General features: G+C 60.3%; 25 protein-coding genes. 10 read left to right on the top strand and 15 right to left on the bottom strand.

The window, feature by feature from the left end; genetic code table 11:
- Window positions 1–83: 83 nt before the first annotated feature.
- The 3 genes from amrA (at window position 84) to PZH32_RS04960 (ending at window position 3,262) form a co-directional block, all read left to right on the top strand.
- Complete coding sequence (gene amrA, locus PZH32_RS04970; protein ID WP_275206592.1) at window positions 84–1,490, top strand: AmmeMemoRadiSam system protein A; 1,407 nt, start codon at window positions 84–86, stop codon at window positions 1,488–1,490.
- Complete coding sequence (gene amrS / locus PZH32_RS04965) at window positions 1,483–2,355, top strand: AmmeMemoRadiSam system radical SAM enzyme (protein WP_275206590.1); 873 nt, start codon at window positions 1,483–1,485, stop codon at window positions 2,353–2,355. The genes amrA and amrS overlap by 8 nt, the downstream gene beginning before the upstream one ends.
- A gap of 124 nt (window positions 2,356–2,479) precedes the next feature.
- Entirely contained in the window at window positions 2,480–3,262 is a 783-nt protein-coding gene (locus PZH32_RS04960; RefSeq protein WP_275206589.1) for a CPBP family glutamic-type intramembrane protease, read from the top strand.
- Here the strand turns inward: PZH32_RS04960 and PZH32_RS04955 are convergent.
- The 6 genes from PZH32_RS04955 to PZH32_RS04930 form a co-directional block, all read right to left on the bottom strand.
- On the bottom strand, window positions 3,259–4,581 hold the full coding sequence (locus PZH32_RS04955; protein ID WP_275206587.1) for a radical SAM protein: 1,323 nt from the start codon (window positions 4,579–4,581) through the stop codon (window positions 3,259–3,261). The two genes, PZH32_RS04960 and PZH32_RS04955, sit on opposite strands and share 4 nt — an antisense overlap.
- Before the next feature lie 162 nt (window positions 4,582–4,743).
- Entirely contained in the window at window positions 4,744–5,073 is a 330-nt protein-coding gene (locus tag PZH32_RS04950; protein WP_275206585.1) for a helix-turn-helix domain-containing protein, read from the bottom strand.
- Entirely contained in the window at window positions 5,060–5,494 is a 435-nt protein-coding gene (locus PZH32_RS04945) for a type II toxin-antitoxin system RelE/ParE family toxin (RefSeq protein WP_275206584.1), read from the bottom strand. Before PZH32_RS04945 ends, PZH32_RS04950 begins: the two co-directional genes overlap by 14 nt.
- A 231-nt stretch (window positions 5,495–5,725) precedes the next feature.
- The gene (locus PZH32_RS04940; RefSeq protein WP_275206582.1) at window positions 5,726–6,421 is read right to left on the bottom strand and encodes a TorD/DmsD family molecular chaperone; all 696 of its coding nucleotides are present in this window, start codon (window positions 6,419–6,421) and stop codon (window positions 5,726–5,728) included.
- Window positions 6,422–6,474: 53 nt separating this feature from the next.
- Window positions 6,475–7,050, bottom strand: a complete 576-nt coding sequence (locus PZH32_RS04935) for a 4Fe-4S dicluster domain-containing protein (protein WP_275206580.1) — start codon at window positions 7,048–7,050, stop codon at window positions 6,475–6,477.
- A gap of 16 nt (window positions 7,051–7,066) precedes the next feature.
- On the bottom strand, window positions 7,067–9,730 hold the full coding sequence (locus PZH32_RS04930) for a molybdopterin-dependent oxidoreductase (RefSeq protein ID WP_275206578.1): 2,664 nt from the start codon (window positions 9,728–9,730) through the stop codon (window positions 7,067–7,069).
- Between the two features lie 254 nt (window positions 9,731–9,984).
- Between PZH32_RS04930 and nrfD the strand changes: the two genes are divergently transcribed.
- Genes nrfD through PZH32_RS04915 form a run of 3 tightly spaced genes read left to right on the top strand, consistent with a single transcriptional unit; the run spans window position 9,985 to window position 12,404 of the window.
- The gene (gene nrfD, locus PZH32_RS04925) at window positions 9,985–10,857 is read left to right on the top strand and encodes an NrfD/PsrC family molybdoenzyme membrane anchor subunit (RefSeq protein WP_275206577.1); all 873 of its coding nucleotides are present in this window, start codon (window positions 9,985–9,987) and stop codon (window positions 10,855–10,857) included.
- 1 nt (window position 10,858) lies between these two features.
- On the top strand, window positions 10,859–11,446 hold the full coding sequence (locus tag PZH32_RS04920; protein WP_275206575.1) for a GntR family transcriptional regulator: 588 nt from the start codon (window positions 10,859–10,861) through the stop codon (window positions 11,444–11,446).
- Entirely contained in the window at window positions 11,430–12,404 is a 975-nt protein-coding gene (locus PZH32_RS04915) for a slipin family protein (protein WP_275206574.1), read from the top strand. The genes PZH32_RS04920 and PZH32_RS04915 overlap by 17 nt, the downstream gene beginning before the upstream one ends.
- A 508-nt stretch (window positions 12,405–12,912) precedes the next feature.
- Here the strand turns inward: PZH32_RS04915 and PZH32_RS04910 are convergent.
- Complete coding sequence (locus tag PZH32_RS04910; protein ID WP_275206572.1) at window positions 12,913–13,320, bottom strand: HepT-like ribonuclease domain-containing protein; 408 nt, start codon at window positions 13,318–13,320, stop codon at window positions 12,913–12,915.
- Window positions 13,304–13,834: a nucleotidyltransferase family protein gene (locus tag PZH32_RS04905; RefSeq protein ID WP_275206570.1), complete on the bottom strand. Its 531-nt coding sequence runs from the start codon at window positions 13,832–13,834 to the stop codon at window positions 13,304–13,306. Before PZH32_RS04905 ends, PZH32_RS04910 begins: the two co-directional genes overlap by 17 nt.
- Window positions 13,835–13,929: 95 nt before the next feature.
- On the opposite strand from PZH32_RS04905, the gene PZH32_RS04900 reads away from it, so the two are divergent.
- Complete coding sequence (locus PZH32_RS04900; protein ID WP_275206568.1) at window positions 13,930–14,253, top strand: heavy metal-binding domain-containing protein; 324 nt, start codon at window positions 13,930–13,932, stop codon at window positions 14,251–14,253.
- A 47-nt stretch (window positions 14,254–14,300) separates the two neighbouring features.
- Here PZH32_RS04900 and PZH32_RS04895 read toward each other — a convergent pair whose 3' ends face one another.
- The gene (locus tag PZH32_RS04895) at window positions 14,301–14,663 is read right to left on the bottom strand and encodes a LysR family transcriptional regulator (protein ID WP_275206566.1); all 363 of its coding nucleotides are present in this window, start codon (window positions 14,661–14,663) and stop codon (window positions 14,301–14,303) included.
- 118 nt (window positions 14,664–14,781) lie between these two features.
- Here PZH32_RS04895 and PZH32_RS04890 point away from each other — a divergent pair, with 118 nt between their 5' ends.
- Window positions 14,782–15,516 carry a flavodoxin gene (locus PZH32_RS04890; protein ID WP_275206565.1) on the top strand — a complete coding sequence of 245 codons (735 nt, stop codon included), beginning with the start codon at window positions 14,782–14,784 and terminating at the stop codon, window positions 15,514–15,516.
- A 95-nt stretch (window positions 15,517–15,611) separates the two neighbouring features.
- Entirely contained in the window at window positions 15,612–15,857 is a 246-nt protein-coding gene (locus PZH32_RS04885) for an alpha/beta hydrolase (RefSeq protein WP_275206564.1), read from the top strand.
- 178 nt (window positions 15,858–16,035) lie between these two features.
- Here the strand turns inward: PZH32_RS04885 and PZH32_RS04880 are convergent, their stop codons facing one another.
- The 6 genes from PZH32_RS04880 to PZH32_RS04855 all read right to left on the bottom strand — a co-directional run bounded on the left by PZH32_RS04880 (window position 16,036) and on the right by PZH32_RS04855 (window position 24,092).
- The gene (locus tag PZH32_RS04880) at window positions 16,036–16,944 is read right to left on the bottom strand and encodes a LysR family transcriptional regulator (RefSeq protein ID WP_275206563.1); all 909 of its coding nucleotides are present in this window, start codon (window positions 16,942–16,944) and stop codon (window positions 16,036–16,038) included.
- Window positions 16,945–17,032: 88 nt separating this feature from the next.
- A complete protein-coding gene (locus PZH32_RS04875; protein WP_275206562.1) occupies window positions 17,033–17,680 on the bottom strand; it encodes a TorD/DmsD family molecular chaperone in 648 nt (215 codons plus the stop codon).
- A 2-nt stretch (window positions 17,681–17,682) separates the two neighbouring features.
- Window positions 17,683–18,255 carry a 4Fe-4S dicluster domain-containing protein gene (locus tag PZH32_RS04870; RefSeq protein ID WP_275206561.1) on the bottom strand — a complete coding sequence of 191 codons (573 nt, stop codon included), beginning with the start codon at window positions 18,253–18,255 and terminating at the stop codon, window positions 17,683–17,685.
- A gap of 15 nt (window positions 18,256–18,270) precedes the next feature.
- A complete protein-coding gene (locus tag PZH32_RS04865) occupies window positions 18,271–20,922 on the bottom strand; it encodes a molybdopterin-dependent oxidoreductase (protein ID WP_275206560.1) in 2,652 nt (883 codons plus the stop codon).
- A gap of 219 nt (window positions 20,923–21,141) precedes the next feature.
- Complete coding sequence (locus PZH32_RS04860; protein WP_275206559.1) at window positions 21,142–22,032, bottom strand: coproporphyrinogen III oxidase; 891 nt, start codon at window positions 22,030–22,032, stop codon at window positions 21,142–21,144.
- Window positions 22,033–22,142: 110 nt separating this feature from the next.
- The gene (locus PZH32_RS04855) at window positions 22,143–24,092 is read right to left on the bottom strand and encodes an FAD-binding protein (RefSeq protein ID WP_275206558.1); all 1,950 of its coding nucleotides are present in this window, start codon (window positions 24,090–24,092) and stop codon (window positions 22,143–22,145) included.
- A gap of 281 nt (window positions 24,093–24,373) precedes the next feature.
- Here PZH32_RS04855 and PZH32_RS04850 point away from each other — a divergent pair, with 281 nt between their 5' ends.
- Window positions 24,374–25,855, top strand: coding sequence for a helix-turn-helix transcriptional regulator (locus PZH32_RS04850; RefSeq protein WP_275206557.1), 1,482 nt, complete (start codon window positions 24,374–24,376; stop codon window positions 25,853–25,855).
- Window positions 25,856–25,903 lie beyond the last annotated feature (48 nt).

The following is a 25,903-nucleotide window of genomic DNA, read 5'->3' as shown; positions in this document are numbered from 1 at the left end:
CCACCAACGCCGCAACAGCACCTTACTCGGTGCACCATGGAACCATTGCCTACCTGCCTGGTCATGAAAAGGAAGATGATCCCATGAGCCTGCTTGCCGCCTACGCCGTCCCCCATCCACCCCTCATTGTGCCCGCGGTGGGCCGCGGCCAAGAAGCCGCCATCGCCGACACTATCGCCGCCTATCAGGAAGTGGCCCGACGCGCTGCCGCCCATCAACCGCAGGTCATCGTCATCACCTCTCCCCACGCACCGCTCTACCGCGATGGCTTCTTCATTGCCGACACCCCCGAGGAGCACGGCTCGATGGCCGCCTTCGGCCAGCCCCAAGAGCGCATCACGGTGCGCACCGATCGGCCCTTCGCCGAAGCCGTCGCTGCGCGCTTGCGCCATCGCTCCATTCCCAGCGCCGGCGCGCCCCAGGGCATGGAGGAGCTCGATCATGCCACCTTTGTCCCCCTGTATTTCTTGGCCCAGACCGTGGACCTGTCCGCCGTGCCTGTGGTGCGCATCGGCCTCTCAGGTCTGAGCGACGCCGACCACCGTTTCCTCGGCCAGGCTATTGCCCAGGCGGCTGACGTTCTGGACACGCGCTGCGTGCTTATCGCCAGCGGCGATCTTTCCCACAAGCTCAAGGCTGACGGCCCCTACGGCTTCGCGCCCGAAGGTCCGCAATTCGACCAGGTCATTGCCGACATCTTCTGCCAAGGGCGCCTCCAAGAGCTGTTCGACCTGAACGAAGCGCTGTGTGACGGTGCCGCCGAGTGTGGTCTGCGCTCCTTCGAGATTATGGCCGGAGCCCTGGAGGGGCTGCCCTATACCGCCGAGCTGTTGAGCTACGAAGGCCCTTTCGGGGTGGGCTATGGCGTGGCAGCGTTCGAGGTGGAGAAGGCCCCTACCAGCACCGAAGCCGAAACGGCCACAGAAATACGGGAAGAGGAAGAGCGCGGCCGCGACATTGATCCCCTCGTGGCGCTGGCCCGTGCCAGCGTCGAGTCCATCGTGCGCGACGGCCGCGTGCTGCCAGTTCCCGCCAACCTGCCGCCCGAGTTGACCCACCGTCGCGCCGGCGCCTTCGTGAGCCTGCATGAGTTCGGCAACTTGCGCGGCTGCATCGGCACCATTGCCCCCACCCGCGCCTCCCTGGCCGAGGAAATCATCATGAACGGAGTGGCGGCAGCCACGCAGGACCCGCGTTTCCCCGCTGTGCGCCCCGATGAGCTGGACCACCTGTCCTACTCGGTAGATGTACTGGGCGAGCCCGAGCCCGTCGATTCGCTGGAGCAGCTGGACCCGAAGCGCTACGGCGTCATCGTAAGCCACGGCTTCAAGCGCGGGCTTTTGCTGCCTGACCTGGAAGGCGTCGACACCGTCATGGACCAGATTGCCATTGCCAAGCAGAAAGCCGGCATGCGTCCGAACGAGAACGCCAAGCTGGAACGCTTCGAGGTGGTGCGCCACACCGTCGGAGGCGAGCCGCGCCATGAATGAGCATTCGCTGTCCGGGACGCCCTCCATTGACGGCCGCGTCACCTGTTTCGTCTGCCCACATGGCTGCGCGCTGGCCGAAGGGCAATGGGGACTCTGCCGCGGGCGCCGCGCCCTGGACGGTCGCGTCGTGGACGACAACTACGGGCGCCTCACGTCGCTGGCCCTCGACCCCATTGAGAAGAAGCCGCTGACACAGTTTCATCCAGGAGCCTTGGTGCTGTCCGTGGGCTCCTATGGCTGCAACCTTCGCTGTCCGTTCTGTCAAAACGCCTCCATCGCCTGCGCCGGGCCAAAGGACGTGCCCTGGAAAGAAGTGCAGCCCATCGAACTGGTAGAGTTGGCCGAATCTGTGCGCAACCAGGGCAATATCGGCCTTGCCTTCACCTACAACGAACCTCTTATCGGCTACGAGTTCGTACGCGATACGGGGTACTTGGCCCACCAGCGCGGCCTGGTGAATGTCCTGGTGTCCAACGGCTTCGTGAACCCCGAGCCCTTGGCCGAACTGCTGTCTCTTATCGATGCGGCCAACATCGATCTCAAGGGATTCACCCCGGAGTTCTACGATTTCGTCGGCGGCAACCTGGAAACGGTCAAGCGCACCATTGCCACGCTGGCCGCCACATCTACCTGCCATCTGGAAGTCACCACCCTTGTCATACCCGGCAAAAACGACAGCGAGCAGGAAATTGCCGCAGCCGCCCAATGGCTTGCCTCGCTGGATCCGACCATCCCCTATCACCTGACGCGCTTCTTCCCCTGCCACCGGTTGACCGACCGCCCCGCCACCCCCGTGGCCGACGTCCATCGCTTGGCAAGCGTCGCGCGATGCTATTTGGAAAACGTTTATACCGGCAACTGCTAGCGACAAGTTGTCGAAGGGCAAAAAGCCGCTTTGCCAAAATCTACGAACGGAGATGAAAATCAGGCGTACACTGGGGACGTAGCGCAACCGCGCACCCTGCCGTCTGTCCAAACCAGGAGTCCCTATGGATGTCTTCGCCAAAGCTCGCGAGAAGTTCCCCCTTCCGCAGGAAGAGGAGAGTCGCCTGATCCAAGTCTTAGTCGGATCAGTACTCGCAACCACGGTGGCAGCTATCATCTGCACCATCGTGCTGTGCTGCCTGCGCGGCGAGGATTTGTGGCAGGCCGTCACTAACGGCTGGGCCGCGGCATGGGCCGACGCCCTGGCGATCGGATGGCCCTGGTCCTTGGGCTGCGCCATCGTGCTTGCCGCGCTCATGTTCGGCATTGATCGCGCGGCCGAAGGGCTGGCTTGGCGTACCGCGAAGGGCCGCGAAGAGGTGCTCGAAGTGCGCCGTGGCCTGAGCGGCGAGATAGCGCGCCTACCCCTCGGAAAAATCGCACCCCTCATGCTAGGTGTAGGCTGCGCCGAAGAAGTGGGCTTTCGCTTCGCCGTCATCGGCGTAGTGATGGCGGTGGCCGAGCCCGTTCTGGGCTTCGCGGGTGCGGCGATCATCGCCGTCATTGCCTCAACGGTGGTATTTACCCTCATGCACACCCAGTACCACTGTCTCTATGCCAACCTGGTGGTAACAGCCATCGGTCTTCTTCTGGGCACGTTCTATGTGCTGACGGACATGCTGGCCGCCGTGGCCCTGGCTCACGCTCTCTACGATTTCGGGATTACGGCTTTCGAGGCCCGTCGCATGGTGCGCGATCCTGACTACTTCCAAGGAGAAGCACCCGTTAACGCCGTGAAAGACGAGATCGATCGCCAGCTCAAAGAGCGCGAAGACGGGCAGGACTAGAGCTGCTCCACCTTCAACTCACGCAGATACGGGCCATCGGCATCGGCCTCCACCACCGCGTAGCTAAGGGCCGCGGCCACCTTCGGCAACCCCTCGCGCACCCGCTGCCAGGCTGAAGGCGTCACCTGGATGAATCCAAACTCCTCATGAGCTTCGGCAGCCGCAGAGAGCCCTGCCTGGGCTAACGCGTCTTGCACCAGCGGCACCGCCGGACCGAACGCCTTGACTGACTTCAAGAAGAAGTCGTCTTCGTCCATTTCGTAGCCTGTAAACGCAGATTGGGCCGGGAGGTTTTGCTGGTACACCTGCCCCGTCAGCTTATTCTCCAACGAGCAGTAATGCACTCCCAGCGATAGCCCGCGCTCAAGGGCAAACTGTACCAGGTTGAGACACACTTCCTCGCTGCCAGCAATGGGGAGACCACCGCCGTACCAGTAGTTGTACAGCACGCGGTAGGGGCTGGGCTTGAGCCGGTAGCCGCGAGCAGCAAACTCCTGGGCGTTGTGGAAGGGAAAGCACAGCTCAAGCAGGTTGATGCCCGTAACACCCAGCTCATCGAGGCGCACCAGCAACGACTCCATAGCCTGCTGCTGGTCGGACATGACCGGCATCTCGACCATCACAGCATCGAAGTGCCCCACGGCCGACCCAATGGCTGCGAGCACTTTCTCGATTTCCTCGGGAGCGTCCTCCATTTTCACGCTGAAACGCACCTCGGCAAGGCCTGCGGCCGCCAGCGCATCGCGCACCTCGTTGGTCCAGCCGAAGGCGCTGGTGTACAAGCGCGTACGCACTTGCGGGTACAGGCGCTGCGCCGTTTCCAGGAACGCGATCACCTCGGGCAGGTGCAGCAACGGCTCGCCGCCCGTAATGGCCAGCTCCTTGAATGCCGCCTTCTGGCGGTAGCGCTCCTCCAACTGCTGAGCGATGGGGTTGACGTGGGCAAGAAAGAACTCGTAGTCCTCCTGGTTGGGGTTGAAGCAGAAGTAGCAGTTACGCGGGCACTTCGTGGACGTGAGAAAGGTTTCGGTGCCCACACCCATGATGCAAGCTTCGCAGGCGGGCGACTTCCAGGTAGTCCACACGCTCTTGCCATCATTGGCCACGTGCGCGCCCTGAGCCGCCAGTTCGGCCACACGCTGGCGATAGGCCGCATGCGGTGCCACCAAGTCGACCGCAGAAGCCTCGCGATTCCCCGCAGCATCCAAAGCGAATTCAAGCCCGAACGATCCCGCCGCTTCTAAGAATCCCCGCTCGATATCCTCGTACTGCGCCGCGTAAGCATCACGCTCCGCCTGGCCAATCAATTCCGCCACCATACTCCCCTCTCATACCTTTTGCGGCCACTATAACAAAGAACACCGGCCGTCTTCGCCAGATAGCGCAAGCCCCATGACGCCTCCTTGGCAAAGAGTCAACACCGAATTCTGCTCCGTTTTTTCGCCAGGAAAAAGCCACCGCAAACTGCAGCCGCTCCATCCCTAGCAGGAAACCAGAGGAACAGGAAGCGAGCGCACCGTGCCGTCAGCGGCTGGGCACTCGATCTCTACCCGCAGCCTTCCCCCCAATGCAGCGGCATAGCGCTCGAGCGTACTTAGCTTAATGGCGCCCGCCTTGCCATGCTCAATTTCAGAAATGCGTTTCTGGCTGACCCCCATGCTTTCCGCCATTTGAATCTGAGTGAGCCCCGCCTCTTTGCGAATCTCCGCAAGTTCATAGGCCTCAAGTTTAGCCTCGAGTCGCTCCTTTTCCTTAGCGACAGCAGCGCGATCAAGCCCACGCCGATCAATGTACTCGTCAACAGTCACCATTACGTTGCCCTCTTTTCGCCAAATCATCGAGATGCTCTTGATACAGCCTATCAGCCAAGGGAATAGCTCGCCGATACCATTTGTTCCACCAGCGCTGCTTGTCGCCCGCAAACAACATGATTGCACGCCTACCAGGATCGAACGCGAAGAGGATGCGAATTTCAGATTTCCTCGTAGATCCCGGTCGCAGCTCTTTCATGTTGCGAAAGCGCGACCCCTCGACCGAGCCAACGAAAGGCCGCTTGAGAGCCGGACCCTTATCAGCCAGCAGATCGATTGCCGCCAAAACCAATTGCACAGTTTCATCGTCGAGAGAATCTAGCCAGTCAACAATTCGGCTGAGGTCTACTTCCCACTTAATTATACGGTTTTTCGTATAGTAGTCAATTGGTATATTTTGCGATGAGGTATTTTGCACCACCGTACCTCCTCCCTTTATGGCTGTCCTTCCGGGAGGAAGTTAGGGCACACCCAGCCTCTTCTCAATTCTCGCCCCACTATAGCAGTTACCAAGACTATTTAAAGAACAAATGTTTGCTATTTTCCCAACTGTCAATTTCCACGCTCTCTATGAGGAGCCCAGAATTGCATTCGACCGCAAAAAGCCCGCCATGCTGGGAGGGGCGCATGGCGGGCGAAGGAGGGGGTGCAGTTATTCGTTGCTCGACAGTGAAGCGACGAGCTGGCTGGCAAGAGCTTGATCGGCCTCTACAAAAGCACGCGTGACCTGAGCGTAGGCCGCGAAGAAACCCGTAGCGTCCTTCGCTTCCAGAGCCTCGCAAAAGAGTGGCAGCCAGTTGGCCAAATGCTGCTGGGCAAATGCAACTTGCGCCTCAACCAGGCGCTGCGCCTCAGCGTCATCCCCACTCGCGGCCGCTTCGTAGGCCCGCTCGGCCACGGCGCCCATGAAATCGAGCATCATCGAGAGATGGTCTTCGGGGAAATGACCCTTCTCCTGCGCTTTGAAGCCTAGAGCCTCGTAGCGGCTGCGCACATCAAGGGTAACCTGCGTGAACAGAACGTCGGTTTTGCCCACGTACACCGATTCCCACGGCTTCACGTAGCTGTCCCCGGGTACCGCGAACAGGCGCGTAAACTGGTTGCGCAAAAGCTCGGTGGTCGACGCTTCAGAAACCGCCTCATCCTTGAGACCCACCTGATCAATGAGCGATTCTACAGGATAACCCACCGCCGCAAGCGCCTGGCATGCCTGAAGCGTCTCCGGACTCTTCAGAAGCTGCAGTTCCTGTTCGGTCGGCTCGCTTCCGAACACAATGTGCAGCACGCGATACGCGTACACCCGGGCCGCAAGAGCCTCCAGGGCCTCTTCAGCAGAAAACATCACCATCTCCCCCTCTTCCAAAAGGGTCGCCCGACTAAGCCGGGCGACCCTTCGTGCTTCTACCAAGCCACCTCGGTGGGCTCACCGGTAGTGGCAGCGTCCTTCACCTTGATGAGCAGGCTGGGGCCCGTCATGCTGGGATCGGGATGCACCGTGGTTTCGTTCACCAGGTCCTCACCGTACTTCGCCTTCAAGTCCTCGATCTCGCCGAAGTCCAGGGCGCGATTGGGGCAGCCGGCAACGCATGCCGGCTGACCGCTAGCGGTACGGATGGCGATGCAGCTGTCGCACTTGCGCGAAATGCCCTGCTCCTCGTCGATGACCGGAACCTGATAGGGACAGCTGTTCACGCAGGTCTTGCAGCCGATGCACACATCATCCTGATGGAGCACCGCGCCGTCCTCGGACTTGAACATAGCCCCCGTCGGGCAGTTGGCCACACAAGCCGGCTCATCGCAATGATTGCAGCTGAAGGTGCAGGAGAACGCCCGGACGTCCGGGAAGCTTCCCACCGAATAAGTGTGAGCGTTACGGAAGCGCATACCGCCGCTCAAGCGGTTTTTATCTTTGCAGGCAACCTCGCAGGCACGGCATCCCGTGCAGCGCGTCACGTCAACGTAGAATCCAATAGCCATTGTATTCACCCCTCGCTTACGCCGTCGGCTCAGCAACCGTTGCGCCAGCAATCAGGCGCGGCGCAACATCGCAGTCCAGACCGATGGGCTCCCCATCGTATTTCTCAATGTTGCAGACGTAGTTGTTGTAACCCGACACGCCAAATCCGCCGTACTCGGCACCCAACAAGTAATTGTCGGAGCCCGCGCGATCGATACCCGTCTCCTCGTCAACATCGACCCAGGCGCCATGCGGAACGCCTACAACGCCAGGCATCAGAATATCGAGAATGGCCGCCCGGCGCAGACCCTGGCCCGCCTTCGTGCTAATGAGCACCGTGTCACCTTCTGCGATGCCCTTCTCTTTGGCATCGTCTCGGTTCAGGAACACCGGATTGCCCCAGGTTTCGCGCAACCAAGCGCAGTTATCGAAGACCGAGTGCGAGCGACGCAGGTAATGCGGGTTGTACATGAGGTAAGGATACTCGCTGCGCTTCCCGCCGATCTTGCCACCTTCGAACGTCGATTCGTAGCCCACGCAAGGCACGACGTACGTGGGGTAAGGCTTATAGTCCTCGATACCCGGGAAACCGTAAGAGGCCATCAGGTCATAGCGAGCCTGGCAGTAAATCTCCAGCTTGCCACTGGCACTCGTGAGCGGATTGGCCACAGGATCAGAAACGAAGTCCGCGTAGCCGATGTATCCATGACCGTCGTCGGGAGTGCGCTGGTACTGATAGCCGCCGTTCGAGATAAAGTCGGTAAGGCTCACCACGCCTTCCTGCGGCTGACCGTCAACACCCCACTCGGCAATATCCTCAGCCGTAATGGTAACGAGAGGCGCCATCTCGCCGTCGTCGCCCATGATGGTGCTGCCCGCAATTTGCTCGAAGAACTGCTGCTGTTCGGATTTGCCGTAAGCCAGAGCAGGATCAATGCCCATGCCCTCAAGGAGCAGCGTACCGATTTCCTGATCGGTCTTAGCCTCGCCAATGGGCTCGGTGACCTGCGAGTAGCAGTACACGAACTCACGGTTGCAGCTAGTCACGCTTCCCACACGCTCCCACTCGGTTGTCACCGGCAGCACGATGTCCGAATAAAGGGCGTTCGTGGTCATAAACTGAGCACGAGTAAGCACGAACTCCACCGCACGGTGCGCCTCAATGCCCTCTTTCTGATTCAGCGACGTCTGCAGAGTGGCATCAGTGACATGGAAGATACCCTTGATGGGACCAAGCGTGGTGGGAATAGGCTCATGGAACGAACCGTAAGAGTTCGAGACATCAACCACGTCCCCGCCGCCGTTCAAAATGAGCTGATACAGCTGAGGCTGACGAACGCCGGTGCTCACCGGGTTCTCAGTAACGGGCATTTCAGCGCGTCCCGCGGCCACAAGACTCGGACCGTAGTTGCCGCAATCGGCATGGTAATTGCCGCCCGTAGCGTGACCCGATTTGCCCATGTGGCCACCCATGGCGCCAAGAGCCATGAGCATCTGCGGGATCATTTCGGCACCATTGCAGCGCACCATGCCGTAGTTGTGCAGGAGCATGGTCTTGTTCTCTTTGCCCAGGATGCGCGCGAACGCCGTCACCTGCTCGGGTTTGACGCCGCAAATCGGCTCAGCCCACTCCGGAGTTTTGGGGGTGTCGTCGTAAGCACCCAGAATATAGTCTTTGAGATTCTCTTTAATCTTTGCATCGGCCGGCATATGGTCGGCATCAAAACCGACCGTATAGGTGTTCAGGAAGTCCCAGTCGATGATGTTGCCCTCTTCTTCGTCCAAGCGCAGCATCTCATAGGCCGTGGCAAGCATGAACGCCATGTCGGTACCATTGCGGACGGGAATCCAGTCGGCATCCAGCATCTGGGCCGAAGCGTTGAACAGCGGATCAATGGAAACAAACTTCGTGCCCGACTCCTTAGCCTGGATAAAGTAGTACGTCGGGGTGCCAGCTGCGGACCACGTGGGGTTCGACGAATAAAGAATGATGTAGTCGGCATTCGGCAGATCGAAGCGATCGTTGGCCTTGCCGCAATCCACCGGAGGAAGGCCAATCATGTCGCAGCCCAACGTGTACGTGCCATGCGAAGTGGTATCCCAGCCGCGCACGCAACCGCACATCAAATTGATGGTAGGATCAGGCGACTTGCAATAGAAACCCGTGGGGCCGTACTCGTCGCTAATGCGCTTAATCTCCTGGCAGGCCAGGCTGATGGCCTCATCCCAGCTAATGACTTCCCACTCGTCCTTGCCGCGCATCTCGCCGTTGGAATTCTCTCCGCCGCCGGGCTGCCAGCCTTTGCGCTTGAGAGGATGCATCAGACGGTCGGCACCGAAGCACTGCTGCTGCTGGGCCTTGCCGCGAACGCAGCCGCGCTGCTGAGGGTACTCCGCGCTGTCTTCATGGGTGTCGTCAGTCTTCTGACGGACGACTACGCCGTCTTTCACCATGACCTTGTTCATGCAGCGGCCGCCACAGTTGTGCCAGCAAGCTGCCGCAACCCATTCCCCGCCCTCTTCGGGGTTCGTGATAGCCAGTTCGGTGACACCGGCCGTTTCGTCCTCCTCGACGGTGGTGCCCGGTGCGCAGCCAAAGGCCGACAAGGCCGCTGCAGAGGCGGCAATGGCACTACCAGCTTTAACGAAGGAACGACGGCTCATGGTGTCCATCGTAGCAGACCCGTGTGGAGTCTCCATAATCTCCCCCTTCATGTGTTTCGTTCCGTGAATCCCCCGGTGCAGAACTCAAGCACACAAGCAACCCGGAACCTTTCTTTCTCCTAGAAACCGTCCGGATCGATTTCCCTAACTGATATACTATAGTGGTTCAGTAAATCAGTCAATAGGTTTTGCCGACATAGTAAAGTGATTCAGTGCTGCACTATTCCAGAACAGCGCATCTTCGTGGATAATGCATTCATGAGGGGATGTGTCGTCAATCCAGGGGGACCATGTACGGAACGCTGATCATAGCCTATTTGTTCCTAGGCGGGGCTGCCGGCGGCTCGTTCCTGGTCATGGCTCTTTGGAGCCTCGCCTTCCATCAACGGCACCCCCATCGCTCTGATGAATTGCGCGGAGCCTTCCGTTCTCTGAAGTCCATCGTCTACCCGCTGAGCACCATCGTGCTGGCCGTGGCCCTTTCGTGTCTTCTGTGGGACTTGGAGCACCCCCGTCGCATGATGCTCATTTTTCTTCTGCCGCACCCCACCGTGCTCACCTTTGGCGCAGCCTCCCTGGCGCTTCTTCTGCTGATAGGGCTGCTTCTTTCTCTAGCCAACCTCTTTCACCTGCGCATCCTTGGCGGCCGCATCAAGGCAGCACTTGAGCTTTTGTGCGTGCCCGTCGCGGCTCTTGCCATGGGCTATACCGGCGTGTTCCTCTACAGCAACCTGGGCGTTCCCCTTTGGCACACCCTCACGCTCATCGGGCTGTTTTTCTTCTCGGCGCTTTCGTCGGGCCTTTCCGTCATCATGCTTGTCGATTATCTGGCCCAGGGCCAAACGCGCTCTCTTAACGCCCTGCGGCCGCTGCAACGCTGGCACCTTGCCTGCCTTCTTTTAGAGGGTGCTTTCCTGGTTGCGTTCTGCCTGAGCGCCTGGCTCAACCCCAGCGCAGCTCTCGCCATCGAGACGCTGCTCGCACCAAACGTGCTTTCCACCGCCCTTGTGGGAGCCGTGGGCTTCGGGATCGTGATACCCTTCCTGCTCGAGAGCTATACGCTGCTTCGCAAGGAGCAGCGCGCTATACCCGTGTCCGATTTTCTCTGCCTGATCGGCGCTTTTTGTCTACGTTGGAGCGTTATTGTCTGTGGGGTGCATTGAGATGAATGCCAGCAATATGGTCGATGCGAAAATTGCGGATGTCGAGCCGAACCGCTTCGAAGCCGCCAGCGAGACGCCTCCCGAAGGCCGCGAGGCTCGCGTGCCTTTGGCAGCCTCTGGCACGCCCGAAGGGACGGCCGCTACCGACGACGCCCACGACGAGCGCCTTTTCGCCATCGACGAGTCCTCCGACCTGCCCCTGTGGGTGCAGCTGCGCAATCGCCTGGCGCACCTCATTCGCACCGGCCACTTCAAGGCTGGCGAGCAATTGCCCAGCCTGCGCAGCCTTTCCGCCGAGGCGCGCCTGAACTACAACACGGTGTCGAAAGCCTACCGCGATCTGGAAACGAGCGGCCTCATTGTCTCTGTCCGCGGCCGCGGCATGTACGTGCAGAAAAATGTCACGGTTGACGATTCGCCCGAAAGCGCAGTGGACGCCCTGGCCGAACAGTGCATCGAAGAGTATCGTGCCTGCGGTCTGTCCTTCCGCGACATCCAGCGTCGCCTTACTGGCATCGTGCAGGCCAAGTCCGACGAGGCCGCGGCCGCCGCCAACGAGAAGAGGGAATACTATGACGGAAAGCACTAAGACCGGGCGTCGCTTTGGTCGCGGCGAACGCGCCGATCGCGCCGACGCGGCCTTCGACCGTCCCGTCATTGAGCGCTACAGCTCGCCGAAAACCAAGCACACCGACGACAATGCCTCGATCGTATTCTCGGCCGCTCTGTTTGTTGTGGTGTTTCTGCTGGTGGGCGCTATCGGCTTCGCGCTCACGGGCGGCATCGACATCTGGATTGTCTGCATTGCCGTTGTCCTGGCTGTTTTGGCTATCTTCACCATCCGCATCGCGCCGCAATGGGAGCGCGTGGTCATTCTGCGCTTCGGCAATTACCAGCGCACCGCAGGGCCGGGCCTGTACTACACCATCCCCTTCATCGATCACATTGCCCTTCACGCCGACCAGCGCATCATGCTCACGGGTTTCGGCGCCGAGGAAACCCTCACCGCCGACTTGGTGCCCATCAACGTGGACGCCGCCGTGTTCTGGAACGTATGGGATCCGAAGAAGGCCTGCCTGGAGGTAGAGGACTACTACGACTCCGTGGCCATGGCCGCCCAAACCGCCCTGCGCGACGCCATCGGCCGCAAGAACGTGGCTGACGTGGCCATGCGCCGCGTGCAGCTGGACGACGAGCTGAAGCGCGCCATCGAAGAGAAGACGAGCACCTGGGGCGTGTCCATCCTGTTCGTAGAAATCCGCGACATTGTCATTCCCAAGGAACTGCAGGAGTCCATGTCCGCCGAGGCCCGTGCCGAGCGCGAGCGCGACGCCCGCGTGGTGCTGGCCGAGGTGGAGCAGGATATTGCCGCCATGCTTCATGAGGCCGCCGACATCTATCGCGACGACGAGATTGCCTTCCGCCTGCGATCCATGCACCTGCTGAACGAGGGCATCAAGGAAGCCGGCAGCACCATGGTAGTGCCCAGCGCCTACGTCGACGGCTTCACCGAGGAAGCCGCCCGCGAAGGCGCGCGAACAAGGTAGCCATCGGACGTAGCTGTCATCGAGGGCACTAGCCATTGGCTGCGGATTGGCGGTTCACCAAGAGAGCAGGGGGCACGGAAGACTCCTGGGAGCTGCCGCCCATCAGGCGTGGTCGCCGCGGGGGTAAGGGGCCCCATCGGAAGAAGGAGCCCCGTCGCGACAGGCAAGACAACGATGGGAGAGACGACACCTTCAACCAACGAAAGAAAACCGACAGCCTCAAAGGTGTTGTCCAGCGCACGCCGCTGCAAAAGTGCGGTTTTGTAATTTCATAAAGCGCGCAGAGGAAAATCCGTTACAAAAGGTCGATTTTGCAGCACCAACAGGACCAAAACGGAAGCAAATGATAAGCCGTCTCGACGTTTTCCCAGATGGGATGAAGCTAAAGAGCGGTATCGCTGGGAAAATAACCTAGCCAATGATGCAAAATCGTCAGTTTGAAACGAATTTTCGCCATCGCAGTTCACGAAATTACAAAACCGCACTTTTGCAGCGGCCGCTCGGAAGGCTACGAGGCGAAAGGCCAAAGAGGCTCCCACGTTTTCAACAGGTACAGGCCTTGTTCTTCGCAGTAACGTTCGCAGCTTTCTACGAGCGCAGGAAATTCCTTGACGAGCACCTGCCAAACAATTGCCTTGTCAACCGTTCCGTACGCATGGGCTATGCGATTGCGCAGCGCGCTCATTTCGCGCATCTCGAAGCCGTATTCGGCGAACTCCTCGGAGAGCTTGCCGCCTTCCTCGGTTACTCGCAGCACGCGATTGACTAGACCATCGGCCACCAGATCTTCCTGGGCGCTCGCCGGATTGAGGAACTGCTCTTCGGTGATCCCGAGATCCTCAAATTGCGCCAGTGTCTGCGTTGTAACATCATATATTTCCTGGATACGCTGGGCATCGTTAGCCTTCGCGCTCATAGACCACCACCCCTTCCCTTTCTATAGCTTGCGCCAAGTTCTCATTCCTGATGCGGTCAGCCGTCACGATGTCGACCTCCCGGCCCGTTCTGCGCTCAACTGCTTTTTGCAGCCGCGCCATATCGTACAAGCTGAACTTTTCCTTGCGATCCACCTCCAGCCGAACGTCGACATCGCTTTCGGCCGTCGCATCACCGCGGGCGAAGGAGCCAAATAGTATCGCACGTCTTATGGCAGAAAAATTGCAGCATTCATCCGCAATGGCGGAGCTCACTGAATTCGCACGAAAAGCCGGCTCCTCGGGCAGTCGACGCAGAACTTCAGCGAGCATTTTTTCCATCTCGCCCAACCGTGCGTCAGCACTGCCCTCGCTCTGAATGCCGAGCCTGAGGTAATGGAGAAAGGCGTCAGTCTTCGTGATGCCCGACGAGCGGGCGTAGTCAGCAACAATCTCCACTTCGCGCCTTGGAAGACGCATGGTAACGGGTAGTTTGGTTTCGACAGTCGCGTCCATGGCTCACCTCATATCACGTTTGTGATACATATTGTATCACGTATGCAATACGTTAAACTGAAAGTATTAGGCAGCAAGCAGAAAGGAACGACCCCATGATTACTACCACGACGCCCACCATTGAAGGGTATCGCGTTACCGGCTACTACGGCATCGTGTTCGGCGAGGTCATCACGGGCATCAACTTTCTGCGCGACTTTGGCGCCGGCATCCGCAACATTGTGGGCGGGCGCTCGGAGGGCTACGAGGAGGAACTCCTGCAGGCCCGCACGCAGGCCATCGCCGAGATGGAGCAGCGCGCCGCGGCGCTAGGCGCCCACGCCATCATCGGAGTAGACGTGGATTACGAAGTGCTCGGCCAGGGCAACATGCTCATGGTAAGCGCCTCGGGCACCGCCGTCACGGTAGAGAAAGCATAGGCGGACCGCCGCTACGGCATCAGGCATCGGGCACCAGGCACAAGGTGTCAAAGGCGGGCAGCACGCAACGTTACGGCCGCGTCGGCCAAGAGCGTCATACCCTGCGTCTCGCCACCACCCACGGTCACCGAGCCCGACAAGACGCCCTCATTACCCCTGAAAGCTGCTTCAGTGCGCTCAGCAAGGACAACGATTTCCTCTGCTCGGCGGCGGAGCAGCTCGCCATCCTCCGTAAGCTCCAGAGGTCGACCGTGCTTTCCTCTCACGAACAGCTCAGCGCCCAACTCCCGTTCCAAATCGGCAATCTGCCGCGAAAGAGTTGGTTGCGTTACATGCAAACGCTCCGAGGCGGCGGTATAGCCGCGCTCATCTACCACGGCAAGAAAATACCGCAGTACGCGAAGCTCCACGAAACCCTTCTCTCTTTATGCCTTTTAGACATACATAAGCATACCGTATAGGAATTTGATATCTAATAGCCGTGCGCTCACAATGGGGGACACGCTAAACCCTTCCGAAAGGCCCTCCATGATCACACGACGTACATTTGTCAGCACTGCAGTGGTCGCAGCATCCTCGATGGTGCTCGGCGGATGCGCGCAGCAAGTAGAAGGGGCAACCAGCGAGTTCAAAGAACAATCCAACGCTCCTGAGCCTCAGAAGGCTCCTGCTCCCAGCACCGAGCCTTACGCCACCTCAACGGCAACGGATGAAGAGGCAGCCCAGGAGCCGACTGCCCAGAACGATGAAACCGCAAGCAAAGTTCAGGAGGAACCCATGGCAGCCAACAACATCCTTATCGCTTACTTCTCGAACACCGGACACACGCAAGCCGTTGCCGAGAAGCTGGCCGCCGCTACCGAAGCCGACCTGTTCCGCATCGAGCCAGCCGTGCCCTACACGGAAGCCGACCTTGACTACAACGACGACTCGGCTCGCTGCATGCGAGAGCTGAACGACCCCGCGTCGCGCCCGGAAATTACCGGCACCGTGCCTGACTGGGGCCGCTACGACACCGTCTTTCTCGGCTATCCCATCTGGTGGAGCCGCACGCCTCCCATCATGCAGACGTTCGTGGAAAGCTACGACTGGGCCGGAAAGACCGTTGTCCCCTTCTGCACCTCGGGCTCCAGCTCCCTGGGCTCGAGTGCCTCGGTTCTAGCCGACGCCGCCCCCGAAGCCACCTGGCTTTCCGGCCAGCGCTTCGCAGCCGCCGCAAGTGAAAGCGAACTGGCCAGCTGGGTGGAAGGCCTCGGAATCTAACCTACGCCTACTACAAAACACCGCGCGGCTACCATCCCCGCTCGCTGAACTCCAACGAAGGCTGGAACGCCACCTCGACACTGCCGTTCCTGAATATGCCGCTGCTCACCTATATTGACGAGATCCAGAACGCGGTGCTCCTCGTCCACGGTGAGAAGGCGCATTCCAGCTATTTCAGCAAGGACGCCTTCGCCCGCCTGGGCCAGAACAAGGGTGACTTCCAAAACGCCAACAAGAACCTGATTATCGTGCCTGGCGCCAGTCACTGCGACCTCTACGACCAGCTCGATATCATCCCCTTCGACGCCATTGAGACCTTCTACCGCGAGTATTTGGGATAACCCGGTAGATGCCCACTATTGCAAGCGAGAGCACCGGGTCAACTGCAGGCCTGGTGCTCTTTGTAGCGACATACCTCCAAACGGGTATCTGCCCTACGCTCCACCAGTCGTTCTAATGGTTGGTTGGTAAGGAAAGTTTTACTCTGACCAGCCAGAACACTCTTACTTTGTTGCGGGGCTATAATTGAGCGCCATCTGCCTCTTCGCCAATAATGGCGCGCAGCTCATCGAGAAATGCCTGGCACGCTCGTGAAAGAGGGCGCCCCTTCTTCCAGATGAGTGCATTTCCCGTTACCAACGGCGGTTCGAAGGGAATTCCCCGTGATCCCATAATGGGATCGTTCTCGTTCTGGAAATAAAGATAGCCGAGCATATGACCCGCACAGCCCTCAACTAAGCGACGCCAGTCCTGCGGGAAAATATCGGTGGAAACCACCGCCTTGATCTCGGGATAGTAATCCCCCGCCCAGCGCTTCAAGTAGCTGCTCTTAAGAAACTGGCGCGACACGATGAGCGGCTCGCCCGCCAAGTCCTCCGGAGTCACACAGCTCTTTTGCGCAAGCGCGCTGCCAGGCAGCGGATACACCCCCCACACGTCGGTGCCGGGGATAGTCAATTCCTCGAACTCCACCCGAGGCACATGCTCCACCTCGAAGACGAAATCAAGCTGTCCCCCATTCAGCCGATCAAGCAAAGAGATTGAATTACCCGCGAAGAGATGAAACACCACGCCCTCGTAAGCAAGCCGCGTGGCAGTGATGGCATCCATGATGTACGACATCGCCTCGGCATCCCCGAAACCAAGGCGCACAGGTCCTTTCGGATCCTCTTCCCCCCTGCCCACGGCAACGGCTGCCTCGTCAACCAAAGCAAGGACCGTTGCGGCATACTCGAGCAGCTTCCTGCCGGCATCGGTTAGCTTCGCATGTTTCGAATCGCGCACGTATAGCTGCACGCCGAGCTCGTCCTCGAGGCGAAGAAGGTGGCGCGATAAATTCGGCTGACTCATGTGCATGACCGAAGCAGCCTTGGTAACGCTCCCCTCTTCGACCAGCTTGACAAAGCAACGCAGATCGAGCAGTTCCATACCAACCTCCTTCGCATTCACCCATCATTATAGCGGCAGCAGGCGATGCCCGAAGGAGGCATCGCCTGCCGCCGCAGGAAGATTGCGATTATTCGAACCGCTGAGCAATCACCGCAGCGTCCCGACGTGCAAGTCTTGCGATAAGCTGAATGAGCGCAGCGTAAAGGGACGAGGGCGCCTGCGCAGACAGATCGGCAGCGTAATCATCGATCCAACGCAGCAGGTGATCATTCAGGAAACCGAGAGAAGCCTCCTCGGCATCCCGCACCGCCCGGCCGTCGCCTCCCTGAAGAGATTCCAGGGATTTCTCCGCCAAGGCTGCCATGAACCCAAGCTCGAGTGCAATATGGTCATCAGCAACCCGGGGATACGCTCGGGGCAGAAATCCCTGCGCGCGATAGGCGTTGCGCACTTCGAGCGTCTCCTGACGAAACAGCGCCTTAGATCGCGACCGATACGTCGACTCCCACGGCGTTGCCGCCGGAGTAGCGGGACCGATGAACAGCTTGGTCCACAGGGCAGCGGTTCCGTCGACATCCTCTCGCGCCGCCGCCAGAGCCACCGCAAGGGCCCCATCGTCCTCCAGCCCTACAATAGCCAGAGCTTCCGAAAGAAGCTCTTCGTCCACTGCAAGGCGATCAGCCGTTGGCTCGTTGCCCAGCAGCACCTGACCGAGCGCGTAGAGATAGCGTCGCGCTGCCTGCATCTCCTCCGTCGCGAGCTCCAACTGTTCCATGGCTACATGATCCAATCCTTGAAGTCGCTCTGAAGGGCGGCATCCTTGGGGTTCACCAGTACATTCGGCTCTGTGCCGCCATCAGGGGCGCACGGCAGTTCTGCCACCAAACCGTCGCCGTACTTGGATCGAAGCTCATCCAAATCTCCGAAATCCAAAGCGCGGTACTGGCACGCATCAACGCAAACCGGATGCTCGCCATGGTCGCGGAAGGCCTTGCACGAGTCGCAGCGGATCGAGATCTTCGCCTCCTCGTCAAGCATGGGATGCCCGTAGGGACACGCAGCCACACAGGACCCGCACCCGATGCAGGCCTCTCCGTCGCGAAACACGGTACCGTCGTCGGCTTTCTGACAGGCTCCCGTCGGACACACTTCCACGCAAGCGGGGCTTTCGCAATGATTGCAGCCGGCAGAATAGTGATAGGGCATCGCAGCGGGGTAGGTTCCCGCCACATAGCTGGTCACCTTTCGGGCCGCGAGACCAACCGGCAGATCATTGCGATCCTGGCAGGCAACTTGGCAGGCGCGGCAACCCGTGCAGCGCTTCATATTGAAGTAAAATCCCAAAGCCATGACAACTCCCCCTTCTTATTCGATGCCAGCCGGCGCTACCAGCGGGCGCTCATCGGCCATTGGTACGTCTTGATCCTCGTATTTGCGCACTTCCACCACGGTATCGTGATAGGAGTTGTACCAGCCGGCCGCCTGATAGTTCACCGTGATGCTGTTCTCGCAGCCGTTCTCATCCACACCCTCGTCATTCACTTCGGCCCATGAGCCATGGGGGAGACCGACGCAGCCCGGCATAAGCGTTTCCACAACCGAGGCAAGGCGCAAGATCTTGCCTGTCGGGCTCGAGATCTCCACCACGTCGCCATTCTCGATGCCACGCTCTGCCGCATCCGGAGCGCTCAGATACACCGGGTTCTTAAATGCCTGGCGCAGCCACCCCACGTTGTCGTGAGTAGTGTGGGCGCGGCGCAGATAATGGGGCTCGTACACCATGAGTGGGAATTCCCCCGACACGCGCTTCTCGTCGAAGTAGCCGCCGAACTCAGTCAAGCAGCCATAGGGCTTGATCTCGACCATTAGACCCTTGGCGTTCTCGGCGTCTGCCGCCGTTTGGCAGTACAGCTCCCATTTGCCGCTTGCCGTGTTCAGCGGATGGCCCTCGGGGTCGTCCACGAACTCCTTGTAAGCGATGTAGCCGTAGTTATCACCCTCCCTGCGGGCCACGTGATACATGCCGTTGGCACGCAGTTCGTCGTAATCGATCACGCCATCGTGGGCTTCGCCCTCGAAACCCAGTTCCTCGATGCGCTCCTGGGTAATGGATACGAGCGGCTTATAGGTAACGCCGTCCTCATCACATACCGTCGCGTTCAGAATGCGCTCGAATTGGCGCTGCTCTTCCGAGTAGGGCCACAGAGCCTCCGCATCGAGACCGAGGCGCTTCGCCAGCTCCTTGGCAATCTCCACGTCGGGCTTCGATTCGAACAGCGGCTCGGAGAACGCTTTGGGGAAGAAGAACGACTCGCGGTTGAACTGCTTGTACTGCTGGAAGGCCATTTGATCGTAGCCGTACTCCCAAGGCGTCGAGGCGGGCAGCACGATATCGGAGTACTGGGCCTCGGGCTTGAAGTTGAACGCCTGCGTGAGGACGAAGTCCATCTTGCGAAACGCCTTGATGCCGTTGTTCACGTCGGGCTGCGAGGTAAGGTACCCGCCGGACTCGCACCAGATCATGCGCATCTCCTTGGTCACATCCTCGCCCGTTTGGCCATCGGGACCGTGCCCCTCGGCCATTGCCTTCCAGCTGCTTGCCGCGCGATAGCCCGTATCGAACGCGCCGAAAGGCGAGTTCTGCGGCAGCTCGATACCGTTCCCCTGGCGCATTTCACCCGGCTGCACCAAATTGGGGCCGCAGTTATGGGCGAAGAAGTGGTACGTCGGCCCGAACTGCTGGCCTTCGGCACCGATATGCGCGCCCATGCAGGCGAGCGTCAACGCCAGCTGAGGCAGCGTAGCCGCAGCAGAGTTGCGAGCGCAAGCATAGGAGTAGTACATCGACACCTTGTTCTGCTTGCCCACTTGCTCGGCGTACCAGCGAATGTCCTCGGGCGTACAGCCGCAAATCTCAGCCGCCCATTCCGCCGTCTTCGGCGTTTTGTCATAGGCGCCCATCACGTAGCCGCGCACGTTCTCCCTCAGCTTCGCGTCCGCAGGCATATGATCATCGTCGAATCCCACGGTGTGGCTGTAGAGGAAGTCCCAGTCGACAACGTCGCCCTTTTCCTCGTCGAGCTTCAGCATCTCGTAGATGACCGCCGAGAGGAAGGCCGCATCGGTGGTAGGACGAACGGTGATCCAGCGAGCTTTCAGCATAGCAGCGGTGGGATTGTAGTCCGGGCCGATAAACACGAAGGGAATACCGGCCTCGTGAGCACGCATCAGATGGAGCGACGGAGCGCCAGCGGCGGCATGCACCGGGTTGTTTCCGTGCAGCACAATAAGGTCGGACTTCAACATGCTCAGACGATCGTTAGTACCCATCGTACCTGGCTCGCCTGCAGTATTGTCGATGCCGATGGCGTCAGGCTGGCTGGTCCACGAACCATAGGAGGTGAATCCCAGATGCCACGTATAGCCGCCCAAAGCCGGCAGCAGCGTTTGAGCCACAGGGGCATTGTAGAAGGGGATGCCGGCGTAATTGATCGACATTGGACCATAGGTGTCAACGATACGCTTCACCTCGGTGGCCACCAAATCGAAGGCCTCGTCCCAGGAAATGCGCTCCCACTCGTCCCGACCGCGCATTTCGCCGTTGGCGTTCTCTCCGCCACCAGGCTGCCAGTTCTTACGCTTCATGGGGTACTTGATGCGATCCGCGCCAAAGGCATGCATGCGCTGGGCGCGACCACGCGGGCAAGCGCGGTTCTGGAAATGGTCGAAGCTGTCCTCTTCGATGTCGTCGGTCTTGATGCGCATGGGCATGCCGTCCACCACATAGGCCTTCAGAAGGCAGCGGCCGCCACAACTCGTCCAGCAGCTTACGGGAACCCACTCGCCGCTCTGGCTCTCATCGAATTCAGCATCGATGCGATACCCTGTACCCGTGCCTGCTAAGTTCGTCTCCGTCTCGGTGCGGTCAAGCGCGCTATCCGGCGCGCACCCCGCTACCATGGCAGCCGTTGCCAAGGCGCTGGCGCCAACAAACGAACGTCGAGAAATGCTAGTCATTCGATCCCCCTTGCTTCGCTTCTCCTGACGGCCCACAGCCGTCCTCTCGGGAAAATCATATGAAGCAGAGGGTGAAAAGGCCAATTCGCATCACGACTACTTGATTATGCATATGGCGTATGGGCAGGGGCCTGATCGACGACTGCATGCCCTTAAAAACACGGAACGGTCTACTCCCCCACCTCGATTTGCTTGATGACGCGGGCGGGAAGAGCGCCGTTAACCCAACGGCTGCACGGCCTCGGTGATCAGGGCGAAGTTATCCGCGTGCTCAAGATAGGTGGCCAGATCGGCCGTGTTGCGGCTCTCGACCCCGTCGAAGCGTGTGACGGCGCCCAGCCCGAAACCGATGGTCTCGCACCCGTTGCGCTCCAGCACGGTGAAGCGGTCTTCCTCGCCAGGCCGCGCAAACGCGCCCGGGGCGTACTCCACGAAACCCTGGCTCTCCAGCGCCTCCGTCATAGCTGCCCGCTGGCGCTCCGCCTCCACGGGGTCCGCCTTGCGCGCGCCCTCCACGGGCACCAAGCGCACGTGAGCCACGTTCTCGCCTGCCGCCAAGGCGCTTCGGCGCTGCTGGGTAACCGCATCGGCCTCGCGCACCGGCTTGTAGCCGTAGGCAAGCACTACGCCAAGTGAGCGATTCGCATAGGCGTGCAAAAAGTGATCGCATACTAACGGATAGTCGGCCAGGTTATCCACGCTATTGAGCTCTGTGAAGTTAGCGGAGTTGAGCGAGAACATCTCGAAATCAAAGCGGTTGATGCCCGCTCGACGGAAGAACGGGAAGGTGGCGCCGCTTATGTTGGCAATGGAGGACTCCATGGTCACCACTACGTCCTCGGCCAGCGGCAGCGCCTCCCGCAGGGCGCGCATGATGGCGGCAATACCGCGGCCCGCATTGGAGGCCACCCCGCCGCCCAGACGCACCGCCCGTACCACGCAGTCATCGAACTGGCCGGCGTTCGCGCGAATTTCCCGGACCACGGCCTCGCTGTAGCGGGCTGCCCGTGCACTGTCCCACCCGAGCAGCATGCCCTCGCGCGCCAGGGTGTCGTCGTTCACGCACAGGGGCACCTCAATGGTCACGATGGCGTCCTTCTGGTCGGCCATGATTCTCCTTCCGAAAGAGAGGCGGCCGCCCGAGGGCAGCCGCCGTGAACTTGAGCCGATGATACACCCATGGGAGGGAGGGGGATGCCCATCGGCCCCGGATTGTTGCTTTAGGCCAGGTCGGCGATGACGCTGTCAGCGGCGCAGAAACCAGAGGTCAGCGCGCTGCCGCAGCTGTTGCCCGCGGTCGGCGTGGCGTACTGGATGCCGTAGCGCTGACCGCAGTTGTTGCCCGCGGCGTACAGGCCGGCAATGGGCTGCTTGGCCCCGGTCAGCACACGGTAACCGCCGTCGGTGCACACGGCCGCATGCTGGCACAGGCCGCCGGAGGGGTTGCCACCCGTGGTGCCGAAGCTGGCGAAGAAGGGAGCCTTCTTGATGGGGAACAGGCTCTGCGGATCGCAGCCCCAATCATCGTCGTGACCCTTGTCGCACAGCTCGTTGTAGCGCTCCACCTCGGCCAGGAAGTTCGTCTTGGCCTCGCCGGTGTAGCCGATGATGTCGGCCAGCTCGTCAAGGGTCTCGGCGGCGTACACCTTGGAGTACTCCTTGCCGAAGCGCGAGAAGGCGCGCACGTCGAAACCGTCGGGGCCGGTGGTGTAGGCGTCCATGTTGCCGCGCACCTCTTCCACCATGTAGTCGGAGGAGCGGTCCATGGTCTCATGGCCGAAGCCCTGGTAGCTCAAGTACGTCTCCCAGTTGGCGTCCGTCACGTTGACCATGAGGAAGCCCTCGGGCAGCATGTCCAGGTAGCCGTTGGAGCCGTGCTTCACCACGTTCTCGTTCATGAAGCGCTTGCCGTCGTTGCCGAAGCAGGGCCAGTTGCCGCCGAAGGCGAAGCCGGGCACGCCGTTGATGCCAGCGGCCTGGCCGGCGCGGGGACCGCCCTCCATGGTAGCGCCAGCCCACAGGCACATCTTGATGCCAGAGCCGTCGCGGCCCATGCCGCCGATGGTGGCCACGTCGGTACGATCCAGACCGTAGGACCAGGCCAAGTTGCGCATCTGATCGGACAGGTCAAGACGCATGTCGGGGTTGCCGCCGAAGTCGCCGGCGCACATGACAACCGCCTTGGCGTCGATCTGATGGTAGGCGCCGTCCACGTCCTGGAAGATGGCGCCCGTCACGGCGTCGCCGTCCTTCACCAGGACGATACCCTGGTAGCCCCAGCGAATCTGGCCACCGGCCTGCTCGAAGGAGCTATGCACCGAGCGGATGACGAAGGGCCACATGTTGATATTGGTCTCCTCGTCGCGCCACTGGGTCATGGCCGGCCAGGACATCTGACCACAGCAGTTGCCGTTGAAGTTCTCGTTACCCTTGTAGTTGGACGTCTTGGCGTACTTCTCGATGTACTCGGCGGGAATGTAGCCGCACATCCAGTCGAGCATCTCACCGGAACGCGTAGCGTAGTCGCGCACCAGCTGCTGATGGGCGTGGCCGCGGGACAGGCGCATGTACTCGTTGAACACGTCCATGGTGTCGATCTCCGGGGTGCCCTTGTCAAGGAACAGCTTGGAGTTGTAGCAGGCCATGTCGCAGGCGTACTCGTCGTACTCGTCATAGGTCTGCATCTCGGCCAGAATGACATTCTTGCCGGCCTCCTGGCAGCGCAGGGCCGCCACGGTACCGGCATTGCCCGCACCTACCACCAGCACGTCGCAGCTCTCGGTGTCGGCCACATCGCTGATCTGCGGGGCCTCGCCGAGCCACGCCGGCACGTTCTGCATGAAGTCCTCGGGGGTAATGCCCAGAGGATCGCAGCCGCCGCCGGCGGACAGCACGCCGTCGCCCTTGGAGATGATGTACTCCTCGGGGGTGGCAGCGGCCACCTTGGCAGTATCCTCGCCACGGTTGAACGTGGACAGCTGGCTCATCACGTCGTAGCTCTTGGCCGAAGCGGTCTCGCCCGTGGCGGCCATGGGCTCGCCAGCGGCATCGGCAGCGCCCTGCGGAGCGCAGCCGGCCAAAGCGCCCAGAGCAGCGATGGACATCGTGCCCGCTGCGGCGCCCTTCAGAAAGTCGCGGCGCGAATAACCCTGTTTCTTGTTCTCCTTCATACCCTCTCCCTTTCAAGCTTTGAAGGTCTCTTGCTTCCGCTTCCCCTGCGTTTCCAACAGCGTTTCCGGCGCTGCACGAATGCGCAGCCCTCGAAGTCGTATTGCAAATTTCTCGGGGCAAGCGGATTACGGTTGGCTAGAATAGAGATGTCGGAGGTTCTTGCCCATCGCTGAAAGGGATGATTTGAGCGAAAAGCGGCTTTCACCTGCGACAACGCTTATCACTGAAACTGGTGATTCGCAGCAATGACCAGGTATTACTCGCATCCTTGGGAGGGGCTATGAGCGAGGAAGAAACACCGGTGGCCCAGGCGCCCCAAGGAGGGCTGCGCCTGGCTCCACTTAGCTGGGGCGCGGGAATTTTGTTCGGCGCATTCCTCTGCGCCATTCGCTTTATCCACTTTGACACGGCTTCGCAACAGGAAGCGCTCTTCGCCGTGCTGCTTTCCATTGCCGTTGGCGGCGTCATTGCTGCCGCTGCCTTGTTGGGATTCTCGCTTTTTTCTCAGAACGCCAAACGCCACAATCGCATCGTCATTGCCGTAGGGGTTTGCCTTTGCTTTGCGGGACTTGTCGGTCTCGCCTCGTTGTACGGCTTCGCCCCTTCCCTGCCGCTGGCGGCCCTGTGCTTGCAAAGCGCGGGATTCGGCGTCGGCGCTTTCGCCCTCGCCGTCCAGTGGGGCGCCGTGTATGGACGAATGGAGCCAGAAAGCCTGCTGCCCAACGGAGCCGCCTCTTTGGTAGTGGCAAGCTTTGTGCACGGCTTACAGAATGCTGCCGGCCCCACCGTCGGCGGCCTGGGCATCATTGCTGCAGCCGTGGTGGCAAGCGCCGTCCTGCTCTGGGTCTCCCTGGCACGCGCATCGCTCTTTTCGGAAGAAGTCTCCCTCTCGGAAGATGCGGCAACTTCCCGCGACCGACTCACGGTGCTCAAAAGCATTGGGGGCGCTCTTTGGATGCCGGTAGTCGGCGCCTGTCTGAGCTGCTTCATTTTTGGCCTGATCTGGGATCCCATCGTCTCCGAAGAGCAGGCGAAGCAAGTGCTTCCCGGCAACCTTCTGGCCTCCATGAGCGGACCGGTGCTTATGGCGGCGGCCGTGGCCGTGGTGGTGCTGCGCAACCGGGGCACGTCTCCTCTGCGCTTCTTCAACCAGGCGGTCTTTCCCCTGGCCGTTGCACTCCTGCTGGTCATTCCCGTCATTTCGGAAAACCTTCCCGCCCTACAACCTGTCACCAGCGTGCTTTCCTCGGCAAGTTTCGCCGTGGTAGGACTGAGCGTTTGGTGCAGCATGGCAAGCCTGTGCCGCACCCTGCCTGCCGCACCCTCCTTAGTGTTCTCGGGAGCCTTTGTCTTGTTCGGCATCTGCTTCGTCGCTGGAGTTTTCGCCATCCTGGATCTGGGAATCATGGGAAGAACGCTTTGCCTGGTGCTTTTCGCTTTCTATTTGGCGCTCATTGCGCTCTATTTCGCCCGTAGCTCCAAGGAAGAGCGCGAAAACCGCACCGAGCCGCTGGCGGAAACCGACACCCGCAGCTTCATTCATCGGCGCTGCGAAGAGCTGGCCGAGGAATACGGCATTTCGCCCCGTGAGAAGGAAGTACTCTTTTACCTGGGACGCGGCTACAACCATGGCTACATCGCCAAGAAGCTGTTCGTATCAGAGAACACCGTGCGCACCCACGTGCGCCACATTTACGGGAAACTGGGCGTCTCCTCGCGCGAAGAGCTGCTCGACCTTATCGACGAGAACGAGCTATCGTAGCGTCCCGCAACCGCCCTCCGTGGACTTTTACCAACGATTCGCCGTCAA

The organism is Adlercreutzia equolifaciens (assembly GCF_029076695.1).
GTDB lineage: Bacteria > Actinomycetota > Coriobacteriia > Coriobacteriales > Eggerthellaceae > Adlercreutzia > Adlercreutzia equolifaciens_A.
The sequence above is the reverse complement of the archived record's forward strand: the minus strand, read 5'-3'. Positions and strand labels throughout refer to the sequence as shown.